Source organism: Streptomyces sp. NPDC003393, assembly GCF_053589015.1.
Genome location: NZ_JBSFRB010000079.1, coordinates 1 through 13,671 on the forward strand (window position 1 = coordinate 1; position 13,671 = coordinate 13,671).

The window sequence follows — 13,671 nt, forward strand, 5'->3', positions numbered from 1 at the left end:
GCCACAGCATCGGCCTTGAACTCGTCCGAGTAGTCCTTCAACGCCATCGGCGGTGTCTCGCTTTCTCCGGATCAAGCAGATCCAGTATCAGCGTGCCCACCACTCAGGGGGAGGTCCCCAGGGTCAGCGAGGCATAGCCGTCCTCTTCGTCTTCGCGCATCCAGCGCCAAAAGCTCATCACCGTGGCGCGGTTCGCGTTCCACGTGTGGTCACTTCGGTTGCTCCCACAAGCCGCGCAGGGCCCGCACATAGTGCCGCGCGGTCACCGTGGCGACGGCCAGGGCGCCGGCCTTCAGGTACTCCGTTGCCGTCGTCAGAGCGGTTCTGCGGGTGGTGGGGGAGTGTGGCCGGGTGCTGCGCGGGCTGGTCGGAGTCGTCGTCGCCGAACAGGATTCGTTTACCTTCGGCAACTCTCTTGTACTCATTCAAAATTGGGTGCATTCTTCAAAGCATGCTTCCATATGAGGAACTGCTGAACGACGTCTACGCCATCCGCTGGCCGCTGCCGCACTACGACGAGGACGAACCTCCGAGCACGGCGCGCGGCGCCGCGGTGGAGGAAGCGTGGAGGCCCCGCATGGCCTTCCTCAAGACATGGGGAGCCGCGCAGGCCGAGCACGGCCCGGACTACGATCCGCTCCTCGCCTCGCTTGAGGACCTTGTCGCGATCAAGAAGGCGGCCGATGAGCAGATTCGGCTGCTCCTGGCCTACGGCCGGGTCTACGTCACCCCGCGCCCGCACACGCTGGAAACCCTCGGCGAGGCTGCCGGCCTCACCCCCTCCGGCGTCAGCCGCGCCTTCGGCGCGAAGGAAGTCCTCGCTGTCGGGGACCTAACCGGCCGTCGCCCCACCGCAGTCGAGATCAGCGATTACGACCCCGGTGACTTCACCGGTGTTGCCAGCCAACAGCGGTGCACCTGGGGAGGCAGCAAGAACAAGCCCTGCCCCGAGGAGCCCAAGTACACCGTCACCGACAAGTCCGGCACCAAGTGGGCCTGCTGTGACAGCCACCTGCCCGGCTACCTCCGCTCCCGCCCCGGAGCCTGAACCGAACGAGCGGGGCCGGGGTACCTGGCCTTGTTCTCGTATAGCTACGGCCAACGGACATGTAGCGCCCAGCGTGGGGCACGGAGCGCCACCTACCTTCTATCACCCTAGAAATCCAAGGATTCCCAAGCCTTGTTAAGGCCCTCCGGGGTGGCTAACCTGACGGCATGACAGACACCGCGACCACCAACCGCTGCTACTGCGGCTGCCAGACCGCCATCGGCTACGGACGCACATTCGCCGCCGGTCATGACAAGATCGCCGAAGCCGCCTACCTCGCCGTCCACCACAACGGCTCCGTCGCCGAACTCCTCAAGAGCCAGGGCTACGGCCCCGATAACCCCGTCACCGACGCAGCCGTCGAAGCGGGCGCCTGGAAGAAGTGCGACCACTGCGACTACAAGGGCGCCCCTGAAAGCATCCGCAACCACATGGCCAAGGTGCAGAAGGCTGAGAACACCCAGCGAGAGTCCCTGGAGAAATCCGTTCGCGCGCTCGGCGGAACCTGGGACCCGAGCCGCGGAATGCAAACCCTGCGAGACGCCGGTTACCACCCCTCCGAGAAGTACATCCGAGAGGTGTACCGACGACTGGCGGACAGTGGCCTGCTGGAGAAGGTGGATGAGCACCGGGCCATCTACTTCGTCATCGAGAAGTAGGCCCACCTGTAGGGCGTGATTCCATGCAGCGTGGTGCAGATCCAGCAGACCGAGACGGCCGGCCGGGGCGAGCAGCGCCGGACCGGTCGGACGCTGGTCGCGTGCAACTGCGCCTGGACGACCGCCTGGGTCCAGGACGGCGCGGCCTGGACCCAGCGCGTGCGCCACGAGGCCGCGGGGCGTCCAGGGCTGGCCACGGGGTGGGTGAACCGTGCGGAGCCGAGTAGACGCACGCGTGCCAGCCGGGCCCTCGTCTTCGCCCGCCCGGGCCGGGTGTTCATCCAGTCCCGCAACGGCGCCGACCTGACCGACGCGTTCCCTGACATCGCCCAGGCCGCCGACGCCTTCGGCGAGGATCTGGTGCTGGACGGGGAGCTCGTGGTCCCTTTCCACGGCCGCTTGGACTTCGCCGAGCTGCAGGCCCGTGCCCGGCGGCGCGGTCGCATCGCTGTCGCGGTCGCCGCCGCCCGGCCTGCCTTCCTCATCACGTTCGACGTTCTCGAGGCGGCGGGCACCGAGCTCCTGCACCGGCCGTACCGTGAGCGGCGCGAGCTCCTGGAGCGGCAGAAGCCGGCGGAGTCCTTCTCCTGGAAGGACTCGTCGGACCATGCGGAAAGGGTGCTGCCGCTTGGCGTCATGTGTGTGGACTCCTCGTACAGCGGCGACCTGTCGCCTCTTGCTGCCGCGTAGACGGCCGCGGACAGGGGGGCAGGCGCTACTGACTTCGGCTCGTCGAGGTGAACTTCGGTGAAGTTCCTGCAGACTCCGGAGCGGTGGCTGTATCCCGTGGTGTGTGAGATATGGCGATGGGGGCGGGTTGACCGCTGCGGGACGGCGGCGCCGGGAGTCGGTACGGATGCAGGCGGCCGAGTTGTTCGAGCAGAGGATCAAGCCGACAGAGGTCGCACGGCGCCTGCGGGTGAGCCGGAAGTCGGCTTACCGGTGGCACCAGTTGTGGAGAGACGACGGGACGCGGGCTCTGGCCTCCCGTGGCCCGAGTGGATCTTGTTGCCGTCTGTCCCCGCGCTGTCTGGAGAGACTGGCCGCGTACCTGGAGCAGGGTCCGGCCGCGCACGGCTGGGTGGAGGACCAGGTGTGGACCGCGGCGAGGGTGGCCACGCTGATCGGCAGGAAGTTCCACGTCGCCTACAGCGTCTCCGGGGCGACGAGGCTGATGCAGCGGCTCGGCTTTAGCCCGCAGGTGCCCGCGCGGCGGGTCGCCGAGCGCGACGAGCAGGCCGTGACCGCGTGGAAGGAGGCGACTTGGGCCGAGGTAAAAGAGCCCGGGCGGCCTGCGGCGGATGCATCTGCTTCGAGGACGAAGCAGGCTTCACCCGAAAGCCGCCCCGAGGACGCACCTGGGGCCGGCGAGGCCGCACCCCGGTCGTGACGGTCAGCGGGCGTCGCTCAGGGCGCCTGTCGGTGGCCGGAATGATCGCGATGCGCCCGGGCTCCCGGACCCGGCTGTGCCACCGCCTGCGCACTCACCGAGCGGGCAACGGCTCACGCCGCAGCATGGGCGAGCGCGACTTCATCGCCCTGATCGACGGCGTCCACCAGCTCGTCAAGGCACCGATCGTCCTGGTCTGGGACCGTCTGAACACCCATGTCTCCCACGCCATGCGTGAGCTGATCGCCGAGCGCGAGTGGCTGACGGTGTTCCTGCTGCCCGCCTACTCGCCCGACCTCAACCCTGTCGAGTGGGTATGGGCGCACGTCAAACGCAGTCTGGCCAACCTCGCCGTCATGGCCCTCGACCGTCTGGAAGCCCTCGTCCGCAACCGGCTCAAACGCCTTCAGTATCGGCCCGACACCCTCGACGGCTTCATAACGGGCACCGGTCTGACCCTCGATGAGCCACCATCACCCTGACGAGCTGTGGTCAGTTATTGCAGAGGACGGAGTGAAGGGCGGGACTTCGCTCCCGGTGGGAGTGGAGACCGCCCCGACCTGTAACGTGGCGATCTTCGGGCGGCGTAGGCCCCCGGAGTCCCGAAAATGAATCCTTATGATCTTCGACGAGCTACCCATCGCGTGGCGGCTGTCCCCCAAGGACGTCCAGGCGGGGTGGCGTGCGCTGTGGTGGACCGTGGGACCGGACGGCGAACTCGCCGTGATGCTGGTCCAGCGCCGGTACCTGAGCCGCGACAAGTATCCCCGCGGGTGGATCGGATGGCGTGCCGAGACGCCGTTCGACGGAGAGTTGGTCATCGCCTCCGGGCAGGAGCAGCGACGTATCCCGGTCGAAGGGATCGACATGCGGCCCAGCCATCTGGCCCTGCTCCCAGGCTCCCGGTTCCTGCTGGCATCGGGCCGTACCCACCGGGACGCGGAGGGAGCCTGGTGGAAGAACGCCGTCGTGTACTCCCCCGAGGGCCGGCCGGAGGGTGCCTTCTGCCTCGGTGATGACATCCCGGCCCTGGTCACCGACCGCAGCGGGGGCATCTGGACCGCCTACGGCGACGAGGGCATCTACGGCAACCACCCGGAATCCGCGGCCGGCCTGGCGGGCTGGAACACCCGGGGCATCGCGACGTGGGCACCGAAAGGGAGACTTCCCGACTGGCCACTGGAGGGTTGCACGGCCGCCACGGAAGGCGAATCTGTGTGGCTGGTCTGGTATAGCCCCAAAGGAACCTTCCTCACCCGAATCACACCCTCCACCGGCGAAGTCGCGAGCTATCGCAGCCCGGTGAAGGATCCGGACGGATTCGCCGTGCGTGGCACGCGGGTGGTCCTGACCAGCCGCGACCACTACAAGCGCAGGACCACCGTGACCCGCGCGGAGCTGGTCGGCGACGTGTGTGTCGCCATCAGCCAGGAGCGGGTGCGGGTGCCCGGGCGGGTGGTCATGCATTGCGGCCAGGGCCGCGACGGCACCCTGTTTCTCCGCGCCGGCCGTACCTGGGTGCGCATCGACGCCTGAGTCCCGCGGCTGTCAGACCGCTACAGCGTGCCTGTGAAGGCCCGCCGGGAGACCGACGGGGAGACGTCGATCGCCGCCGAGAGGTACTGGCGCAGAGGGACGGCCGCCCCGAAGCCCGCGTTGGACCGCGACCTCCTCAACGGATTCCTTGCGGGAACGGGCCTCTCCCTCGGCCTCCCACCACCATCACCCTGACGGGCCGAAGTCAGTAATCACCGCGCTGCGCGGTCCCGCATCGGTCGTCAGCCAAGAGATCCACGAGCCGTCCCCGCAGGTGGGTACCGGCCTCTCCCCACTGGAGCCCGGGCTCCCCCTCAGACCGTGCGGACAACTCGGCGAAATTGTCCTTCAGTGCGTACTCGATCGCACTCGCGCAGCCCGGTCAACATGCGCTCCCACACGGCATCTTGCCGCCACTGCCGCCAGTAGTGGTACACGGTCTGCCAGGGCGGTAGGTCGTGCGGCAGCAGTCTCCATGCGCAGCGGGCCCGCAGCCAGTAAGCGCGCGCGTTCACGCAGATCCGTCGTGTAACGGGGACGCAGCCCGCGCACTCCAGCCCCCGACAGCGCGCAACCACCCTGGTACCAGCCCACATGCCCGCTGACCGGCTTTTCAGACACCCTCTAGCCCGCCACAGCCATGCTCTGCTGTGCCTAAGGGCTGTCCCGTAAATGATCTCCGATCGGTTTCGGGTGAGGTCGGGCGTTGTACCGGGCCGCTGGCCTATCCGGCGAGGGCGAGGTTGTGCATCCGTGCGATACCGAGCACGGCGTGGTGGACGCCGTCGCCTCTGAGACGGCAGTCGCGGAGGATCTTCCAGGTCTTCATGCGGGCGAAGACATGCTCGACGCGGGCGCGGACCTGCTTGTGGGACCGGTTGTGTTCCTCTTTGCAGTCGGGGAGTTCGGCCTGGCCCTTCGCCTTGCGGTGCGGGATGACCAGTCCGGTGCCCTGGTAGCCGCCGTCGGCGATTGTGGTGGTGCTGCCGACGGCGTCCTTGGCGCCGGACTCCTCCCAGCCGGGGGAGTCGTGCCGATTGCCCGGCAGCGGCTGGCCGGCCACCACGACGAGGCGGGTGTCCGCGTCGATGACGACCTGATGGGCGGTGGAGTACCGGTAGTTCTTGGACTGCGCGGCCACGGTGTGATCGCGAGTGGGCACCAGCGTGCCGTCCACGATGAGCACGGTGTCCTTGGCGAACCGCTTGCGGGGCTGGAGCGCGAGCATCGGACCGAGATGATCGATGATGCGGTCCGCCGCCGACCTCGACACCCCGAACAACGGGGCGAGCTGCCGCATCGTCAGGTTCGTGCGCCAGTAGGCCGCGACCAGCAAAGCCCGTTCCTCCAGCGGCAGGCTCCAGGGCCGGCCCTTGCGGACCGCGTCCGCACCCTCACGCCGCAGAACCGTGACCAGCTTCCCGAAGGCACGCGGGCTCAGCCCGGTGAACGGGGCTATCCAGGACGGCTCCGACGCCGTGATCACACCAGTCACACCAGTCACACCAAGAACATCTCACTATGACCAGCAGTTACGGGACAGCCCTTAGACGGCGCGTTCTTCGAGCTGAACGGTCGCGGTGTGCCGTTGCTGTCGTGATTGTTCGGTTGTTCCGTTGATCAGGCCCGGCTGACCGCATCCGGCTGCGGGTCAGGGCTGTCGGTCGCTCGGCCCGGCGTGTGGGCGGCGTGTCGAGCGGGCGCGAGGGCCGCGGCGAGTGCGGCGCCGACGAGGAACAGGGTCAGCACCGAGAAGCCGTGGGTGTAGCCGGAGACGTAGGGCAGGCCGGTATGCGCGAGGTGGCTGGTGACGAGCAGGCTCATGATGGCGGTTCCGATGGCACCGCCGATGGAGCGGAGGTTGGCGTTCATGCCGGTCGCGGCGCCGGCCTGCTCGGCGGGCACGCTGCTGACGATGAGGTTGGCCATGGACGCGAAAGCCAGGCCGACGCCGAGGCCGAAGACTCCCGCTGCGACGGCGATCTGCCACTGCTCGTCATGCAACAGGGCGAGGATGGCGCATGCGAGTGCGGCGAGGCCCGAACCGGCGATCAGCAGGTGCTTGGCGCCGAGCCGTGGCTCCAGGCGGCCGCTGAGGACCCCGGCGACGAACATGGCGATCAGCATGGGCAGCATGAGCAGCCCGGATGCGGTGACGCTCGCACCGAAGCCGTATCCGGCCGACCTCGGCGTCTGCACGAAGCCCGGCAGGAAGGCCCAGACCGAGGAGAGGCCGGCGCCGAACAGCAGAGCGGCCGTGTTCGTGGTCCACACCGGCCGCGTGCGCAGAACGCGCAGATCGATCAGCGGGCTCGGACTGCGTGACTCGGCGCGCAGCCACAGGCCGAAGAGGACGACGGCCGCGGCGAACAGCGAGATCACGGAGGCGGAGTTCCAGCCCCACCGGCTGCCCCGGCTGACCGGCAGGAGCAGTGCCACCAGCCAGCCGGACAGCAGCAGCGCGCCGAGCCAGTTGACGTGTCCCTGCGCACGGTGAGGCGATTCGGGGATGCGGCGCGCGGCTATGAGGGCGGTGACGGCAACGATGGCGACGGGGAACCAGAACAGCCAGCGGTAGTCGAGCGCGGCCACGATGGGCCCGGCGGCGACGATGCCGACGCCGCCGCCCGCGGCGATGACGGCGGACAGGTTGCTGATGCTGCCGCTGACCTGGCCGGCCTCGAACTGGTCGCGGATGATGCCGAACGAGAGCGGGAACACCGCTCCGCCGATGCCCTGGACGACACGGGCGACGATCAGGACGCCGATGGTGGGTGCCAGCGCCGCGAGCAGGCACCCTACGAGCACTGCCACCAGGACGGCAACGAGCGTGCGCGTCTTGCCGAGCAGATCGCCGACGCGGCCGAGAATCGGGGTGAACACCGAGGCGGACAGCAGATAGGCCGTCATCACCCACGTGGTGGTGGACTGAGAGGTGTGCAGGGCGTGCTGGATCGTCGGCAACGCCGGCGCGATGAGCGACTGCAGCATCGAGAACACGCCCGCACCACTGGCGAGGACCGCGAAGGTGAGGCGGGGCGACTTGCTGGGCATGGAATGACGCTCCGGGGAACGGAAGGATGGCGAAGGGCGCCGGGAGCAGTCGCACGCCGTGATTCGGACGGCCACGGCTCGAGGGGCTTGGCCGGGATTCGTGCGGGCCGGCATCTCATGGGCGGGACCGAAGGTCTACCGCCGGTGTGCGACGCAGCCGGCCGGATGGGGCCCGGACGGGCCGGGCCGTGCCGCGGGTGGGCCCGTGTCGTTGGTGGGCCGTTTCGCGGGCGGGCCAGTCCGGCGCGCGGGGGCGCTGGCCGCAGGGGCTGTGGCTGCGCTGTGCTTGTGTCGCAGGGTGTGCGACTACCGGTCGCGGGTGATCGTCTTGTGCTCGACGTAGCCGGTCAGGCCGACCTTGCCGTATTCACGGCCGATGCCGCTCGCCTTGTAGCCGCCGAACGGACCGTCGAAGCTCATCGGGGAGCCGTTCAGGGTGACCGTGCCGGTGCGCAGTCGGCGGGCGACGGCAAGGGCCCGCTCAGGGTCGGTGGTCCAGATGCCGCCGGACAGGCCGTAGGCGGAGTCGTTGGCGATGCGGACGGCGTCGTCCTCGTCGTCGTAGGCGATGACGGACAGGACCGGGCCGAAGATCTCCTCCTGCGCGATGCGCATGGAGTTGTCGACATCGGCGAAGACGGTCGGGGTGACGTAGTTGCCCTTCTCCAGGCCTTCGGGGATCTGCGGGCCGCCGGTTACCAGCCGGGCGCCCTCCGCTATGCCGACGTGGATGTAGTCGATGACGCGCTGCTGCTGGTCGGGGCGGATCATCGGGCCGATGAAGGTGTCCGGAGCGGACGGGTCGCCGACCTTCAGCGATTCGACCATGGCCTTGATCGCGGCGACGACCTCCTCGTAGCGGCTGCGCGGGGCCAGGATGCGGGTCTGGAGGATGCAGGCCTCGCCGTTGTTCGCCAAGGAGCCGAATCGCAGGCCCTGGACGGCGGCGTCCAGGTCGGCATCGTCGAGGATGAGGGCGGCGGACTTGCCGCCCAGCTCTAGGCTGACCCGCTTGAGGTGCTCGCCCGCGATGGAGGCGATGCGCCGGCCGGCGCGGGTGGAGCCGGTGAAGGCGATCTTGTCGACGTCGGGGTGAGAGACGAGGTACTCGCTGGTCTCGCGGTCGGCGGGAAGGATGCTGAGCACGCCCGCGGGAAGCCCGGCCTCGTGCCACAGGTCCGCCAGCAGCATCATGCTGAGAGAGTTCTCCGGGGAGACCTTCAGGACAACGGTGTTTCCGGCCAGTAGGGCCGGGACCAGCTTGGCGGTGGCTGCGGAGAACGGCGAGTTCCACGGGATGACGGCGGCGACCACGCCGATCGCCTCCCGTCGGACGATGGTGTCGAAGGACACCGACGGGTCGGACGGCTCGATGATCTCCTCCCAGCCGAACTCCTCGGCCGCCTTCAGGTACGCCTTCACCTGGCGGGTCAGGAAGGGCTGGCCGGCCTTGGTGAACCAGCCGGCCGAGCCGTTCTCGACGGAGATGGCTTGAGCGACCTCGTCGGCGTGGGCAGCGCGCAGGGCGTCGTAGCGCCGGACGATCTCCTGTCGCTCCTCGGGGCTGGTGCGCGGCCAGAGCCCGTCGTCGAAGGCCGCGCGGGCCGCGGCGACGGCGGCGTCGACGTCGGCGGGCGCGGCCTGCGCGGCGCTGCCCAGCAGGGACTGGTCGTGCGGGGAAAGGATGTCGATCCGCAGATTCGGGTCGCTGGGGGCGACCCATGCGCCGCCGATGTAGAGCTTGTCGCGAACAGTCATGTCTTCACGGTTCCTCTGTGCGAAAGGGGCGAGAGGGTGGTGGGGAGGAGGGAGTGGGGGCGCGTCGGCAAGCCGACGGGTGCGGGCGGTGCCACCTCGCGTGCGGGGATCTGGGCGAAGCCGCTCTGCGGTCATGTCGGAAGGACAGGTAGGCGCTCCGACCGGGCTGGCTGAGCCGGCCTTCGGTGGTTGCGTCGGCCTCCGATGGTCGGGCAGCCGCGCTCCGGTGGTGCCCGAGCGTGCGGGCGCATCACCGGAACGAAGTGGTCAGGCGGTGGGGTAGTCCGTGGAGCGGCTGACCTCGGCCCACTCGCGGGCCTCGGCGAGGCGCGCCTCCTCGGCGCTGATGGCGATCTCCAGGGCATCGCTGCCGAGGAGCAGCCGACGCGGGGGCTTCGCCGCCTCCACCGCGCCGACGATCGCGCGGGCCATGCGGTCGGGGTCACCCGGCTCGTTGCCGGCGTACTCGGCGAACCTCGCGAGCCACGCGCCGACCGTCTCCTCGTACTCGGAGGCGACGGGACCGGACGGCTCCGCCGCGCCCGCGGCCCAGCCGGTGCGGATGCCGCCGGGCTCGACGATGGTGACCTTGACGCCGAACGGGGCCACCTCATTCGCCAGCACCTCGGAGAACCCTTCGACGGCGAATTTCGCGGTCTGATAGGCACTGAGGCCGGGCGTGCCGCCCACGCGTCCGCCGATGGACGATATCTGCACGATGTGCCCGGACCGCCGGCCCCGCATCACTGGCAGCACCGCCCGGGTCAGGTTGACCACCCCGTACAGATTCGCCTCGACCTGCGCGCGGAACTCGTCCTCTGGAAAGTCCTCGATCGAGCCGCTGGTGGCGTAACCGGCGTTGTTCACGAGCACATCGATCGAACCGAACTGCTCCACCGCCGTCGCCACCACGTCCCGGGCGTCGGACGGGGAGGTGACGTCCAGCGCCACCACCATCAGTCGCTCAGGGTGCTCGGCCCGCAAGGAGGTCAGTGTCTCCGGCCTTCGAGAAGTCACCACGACCCTGTCGCCGGCGCTCAGCGCCGCGAGAACCAGAGCCTTGCCCAGCCCCTGCGAGCCGCCGGTGATCAGCCAAGTCCGTGACATAGCGCATCCCTCTTCTCGTGCGTCGTCTCGTTGTTTCGTCGTTCTCCCAGCGCTCCAGCGCGGGCTTGCCACGCCATAGTAGAGGGATTTCCCATTACTGCAACATGAAAGTGGTAGTTTCTATTGGTGTTGCGACTCACGTGTTGGAAAGTGTGCCGAAAGTGACCACTGGACGTAGAATCTCCAGATCATGAGAGCTGACGCCGCACGCAACCTCACCGCTGTGCTCCAGGCCGGGGCCCAGTTGCTGGCCGAGGACCCGGGCACCTCGATGGCGGCCATCGCCGCCGCCGCGGGAGTAGACCGCACCACCGTCCACCGCCGCTTCGCCAGCCGCGAGGCGCTGCTCAGTGCCGTCTTCCAGGCCAAACTCGACTCCGCCGAACAGGTCCTGGACGAGGCACGCCTCACCGAGGCCCCTGTTCCGGTCGCCCTCCACCGCTACCTGGAAGGGATCATCCCCGTCAGCCGTCAATGGCCTGTCGACACGCGCCGCATGATGCAGAAGGACCCCGAGGCCGGCATCCGTCGCCAGGAGCAGAGCGCCCGACTCGACGCCTTCGTCCGCCGCACCATCGACGAGGGCTACCTGCGCGCCGGCACCGACGCGGCCTGGGCGCGGGCGGTCCTCGACGGACTCGTCGACACGGCCGCCCACAAGTTCCCCGCCATGGATCCCCCGCAAGCCGCCGACCTCGTCGCCAGCACTTTCCTCAGCGGCCTCGGCGCCACCTGACGACCGACCGGCCCGGCCGCGGTGGCCCAAGGGACTTCTAAGAGGGCGGTTCGTGAGTTTTTGAGTGGCTCTGTCGTCGCCTGATGGTGTGGGTGCGGACGGAATCTTCCGGTCCGCAGCCGGTGGCCTGCTGATGTGGTGGGGTGAGTGAACGCAAGCCGTACCCGAGCGACTTATCGGACGAGCAGTGGGCGTTGATCGAGCCGGTGATCACCGCATGGAAGGACCGGCACCGCTCGGTCAGCGGCCACCGGGGCGCCTACGTGATGCGGGAGATCGTCAACGCGATCCTGTACCAGGGCCGGACCGGCTGCCAGTGGGCCTACCTCCCGCACGACCTGCCGCAGAAGAGCGCGACGTACTACTACTTCGCCGCCTGGCGGGACGACGGCACCGACCAGGTCATCCACGAACTCCTGCGCTGCCAGGTCCGTGAACGAGCCCGCCGATTAGAGGACCCGACCCTGGTGGTGCTGGACACCCAGAGCGTCCACGCGGCCGCCGGGGTCCCCGCGTCCACGACCGGCCGGGACCCGGCGAAGCGGGTGCCGGGCCGCAAGAGGGGACTGGCCGTGGATGTGCTGGGCCTGGTCATCGCCGTCATCGTCCTGGCCGCGAACACCCACGACAACGGAGCCGGCATCGCCCTGCTGGACCAGGTCGCCGAGCACACCGGCGGCACCGTCCGCAAAGCCCTGGTCGACCAGGGCTTCAAGACGGCCGTGGTCGACCACGGCACCGCGCTCGGCATCGACGTGGAGATCGTCGAACGCAACCCGCAGGACCGGGGGTTCGTCCCGCAGCCGAAGCGGTGGAGGGTCGAGCAGACCTACGGGATCCTCATACTGCACCGGCGCCTGGTCCGCGACTACGAGCACCACCCGGCCTCGTCCGCCTCCCGCATCTACTGGGCCATGACACAGGTCATGGCCCGCCGCCTCACCGGCGCGAACACCCCCACCTGGCGCGGACCGCAGACGGTGACCGCATGAACCTCCAGCCTCTGCTCGACGCCCTCGGCATCCAGGAGGAAGCCGCCCGGGCCCTGGCCGACGACCTCCGCGGACAGATCACCGAACTGCAGGACCGCCTGCGGGAGGCCGAGACCCACCTCGAACACCTCGCGATCACCCGGAAGACCATCACCGGCCTCGCTGACCGACTCCCGGCTTCCTCGCCGGACCTGCCTGAGCACCCGGACTACCCCCGCATCCTCGCGGTTTTCAACGAGGCCACCGGTCCGCTGCGGGCCCGTGATGTCTGCGAAGCCCTCGACCACGAACTGCTGCCGAAGAACATCGAGGGCACCCGCGCCAAGCTGAAACGCCTGGTCAAGCTCGGCCTTCTCACCGAGGTCGACATCGGCAACTTCACGAGAAAGTCATAGCCGGACATCTATGGCCAGCAGTCTCTGGCCGCAATCTGCTGTGCGTACTGGTCCTCCGGGCCGATGTCTTGGACTACCTTCCGGGCTTCGTGCACCCGACCCGTCTCGCACATCAGTCGAACAAGGACGTACAGGGCGCCGCGGTCACCGCCTTCGGCGCGATCACGCAGTGCCGCTTCCATAGCCCGCTCTCGAAGCGATCTGTTGAGTCTTCGACGTGCGTGCTTATCCGTGAGGGCACGCTCCGTAAGTTCTGGAATCCGTTCCGCTCGGGCCAGCAGATCCATGTGCCACAGATGGTTGTCGTGCATGTCCGGATCGTCGGAGAAGCACTCGGCATGGGCGCTTACCAGCGCGATCGCCACGTCCCAATCCTGAAGCTGTTCCGCCGCCCGAGCTCGCTCCAACCAGTCCACAGGGCGAGTATCGCCTGGCGCCCCACCGGACAGCGCCTTCGAAGTACCCGCTGATGAGAGCCCTTCAAGGCAAGTCATGGGCAAAAGCTGTCAAACCGTCCTCTCAAGGGCCTGCCGACGTCCTCCACGCGCTATGTGGGCGGCAAGGCCGGCAGCGCCTACACCCAGACGGTCACCGCCTACGACAGCCTCAGCCGGGCCACCGGCACCCAGTTGCAACTGCCGGACAGTGACCCGTTCGTCAAGGCAGGCCAGCCTTCCACGCTGTCGTTCGAGACGTACTACAACATCGACGGAACACTCAAGGGCACAAAGGAGCCGGCCGTCGGAGGCCTCGAGTCCGAAGCGATCGACTACGGCTACGACGGCCTGGGCGACCTGACGGACTTCGGCGGACTGACCGGCTACCTGCGGAACGTGTCCTACTCGGCCCTCGGCCAGCCATTGCAGCTGACACTGGGCACAGGAGGCACCGACAACAAGAACATCTACGTCACCAACAGATACGAGACCGGAACCGACCGCCTCACCCGCAGCCACGTCACGGACCAGACGCATCCCTGGATGCTGCAGGACCTCA

At 68.5% G+C, this 13,671-nt stretch carries 14 protein-coding genes and 1 pseudogene; 9 read left to right on the plus strand and 6 right to left on the minus strand.

The features are described from left to right. The first annotated feature begins 451 nt into the window (after positions 1–451). The 5 genes from ACWDUZ_RS37870 (at position 452) to ACWDUZ_RS37890 (ending at position 4,633) form a co-directional block, all read left to right on the plus strand. Complete coding sequence (locus ACWDUZ_RS37870; RefSeq protein WP_451636372.1) at positions 452–1,048, plus strand: hypothetical protein; 597 nt, start codon at positions 452–454, stop codon at positions 1,046–1,048. A gap of 167 nt (positions 1,049–1,215) precedes the next feature. After that, positions 1,216–1,707, plus strand: a complete 492-nt coding sequence (locus ACWDUZ_RS37875) for a hypothetical protein (RefSeq protein ID WP_189879814.1) — start codon at positions 1,216–1,218, stop codon at positions 1,705–1,707. A 15-nt stretch (positions 1,708–1,722) separates the two neighbouring features. After that, positions 1,723–2,397 carry an ATP-dependent DNA ligase gene (locus tag ACWDUZ_RS37880; protein WP_451636373.1) on the plus strand — a complete coding sequence of 225 codons (675 nt, stop codon included), beginning with the start codon at positions 1,723–1,725 and terminating at the stop codon, positions 2,395–2,397. Positions 2,398–2,500: 103 nt separating this feature from the next. Continuing rightward, a protein-coding gene (locus ACWDUZ_RS37885) for an IS630 family transposase (RefSeq protein WP_451636374.1) occupies positions 2,501–3,579 on the plus strand; the annotation gives its coding sequence in 2 pieces (ribosomal slippage) (positions 2,501–3,002 and positions 3,002–3,579; 1,080 coding nt in all). A 136-nt stretch (positions 3,580–3,715) separates the two neighbouring features. Then, positions 3,716–4,633, plus strand: a complete 918-nt coding sequence (locus ACWDUZ_RS37890) for a hypothetical protein (RefSeq protein ID WP_451636375.1) — start codon at positions 3,716–3,718, stop codon at positions 4,631–4,633. Between the two features lie 314 nt (positions 4,634–4,947). On the opposite strand, the gene ACWDUZ_RS37895 is transcribed toward ACWDUZ_RS37890, so the two are convergent. From ACWDUZ_RS37895 to ACWDUZ_RS37915, 5 genes are all read right to left on the minus strand, one after another. Then, positions 4,948–5,229: a transposase gene (locus tag ACWDUZ_RS37895; RefSeq protein ID WP_451636376.1), complete on the minus strand. Its 282-nt coding sequence runs from the start codon at positions 5,227–5,229 to the stop codon at positions 4,948–4,950. A gap of 128 nt (positions 5,230–5,357) precedes the next feature. Next, positions 5,358–6,128, minus strand: coding sequence for a transposase (locus ACWDUZ_RS37900; RefSeq protein WP_451636384.1), 771 nt, complete (start codon positions 6,126–6,128; stop codon positions 5,358–5,360). Between the two features lie 125 nt (positions 6,129–6,253). Then, the gene (locus ACWDUZ_RS37905; RefSeq protein WP_451636377.1) at positions 6,254–7,687 is read right to left on the minus strand and encodes an MFS transporter; all 1,434 of its coding nucleotides are present in this window, start codon (positions 7,685–7,687) and stop codon (positions 6,254–6,256) included. A 306-nt stretch (positions 7,688–7,993) separates the two neighbouring features. Then, complete coding sequence (locus ACWDUZ_RS37910; RefSeq protein WP_451636378.1) at positions 7,994–9,445, minus strand: aldehyde dehydrogenase; 1,452 nt, start codon at positions 9,443–9,445, stop codon at positions 7,994–7,996. Positions 9,446–9,712: 267 nt separating this feature from the next. After that, complete coding sequence (locus ACWDUZ_RS37915; RefSeq protein WP_451636379.1) at positions 9,713–10,552, minus strand: oxidoreductase; 840 nt, start codon at positions 10,550–10,552, stop codon at positions 9,713–9,715. Positions 10,553–10,742: 190 nt separating this feature from the next. Between ACWDUZ_RS37915 and ACWDUZ_RS37920 the strand changes: the two genes are divergently transcribed. The 3 genes from ACWDUZ_RS37920 to ACWDUZ_RS37930 all read left to right on the plus strand — a co-directional run bounded on the left by ACWDUZ_RS37920 (position 10,743) and on the right by ACWDUZ_RS37930 (position 12,675). Beyond that, positions 10,743–11,288: a TetR/AcrR family transcriptional regulator gene (locus tag ACWDUZ_RS37920; protein ID WP_451636380.1), complete on the plus strand. Its 546-nt coding sequence runs from the start codon at positions 10,743–10,745 to the stop codon at positions 11,286–11,288. Positions 11,289–11,431: 143 nt separating this feature from the next. Continuing rightward, entirely contained in the window at positions 11,432–12,280 is an 849-nt protein-coding gene (locus ACWDUZ_RS37925; protein ID WP_451636381.1) for an IS5 family transposase, read from the plus strand. Then, the gene (locus tag ACWDUZ_RS37930; protein WP_451636382.1) at positions 12,277–12,675 is read left to right on the plus strand and encodes a hypothetical protein; all 399 of its coding nucleotides are present in this window, start codon (positions 12,277–12,279) and stop codon (positions 12,673–12,675) included. The genes ACWDUZ_RS37925 and ACWDUZ_RS37930 overlap by 4 nt, the downstream gene beginning before the upstream one ends. An 8-nt stretch (positions 12,676–12,683) precedes the next feature. Here the strand turns inward: ACWDUZ_RS37930 and ACWDUZ_RS37935 are convergent, their stop codons facing one another. Beyond that, positions 12,684–13,040, minus strand: a complete 357-nt coding sequence (locus ACWDUZ_RS37935; RefSeq protein WP_451636383.1) for a hypothetical protein — start codon at positions 13,038–13,040, stop codon at positions 12,684–12,686. A gap of 153 nt (positions 13,041–13,193) precedes the next feature. Here ACWDUZ_RS37935 and ACWDUZ_RS37940 point away from each other — a divergent pair. Then, positions 13,194–13,671, plus strand: a pseudogene (locus ACWDUZ_RS37940) (hypothetical protein); the annotation flags it as partial.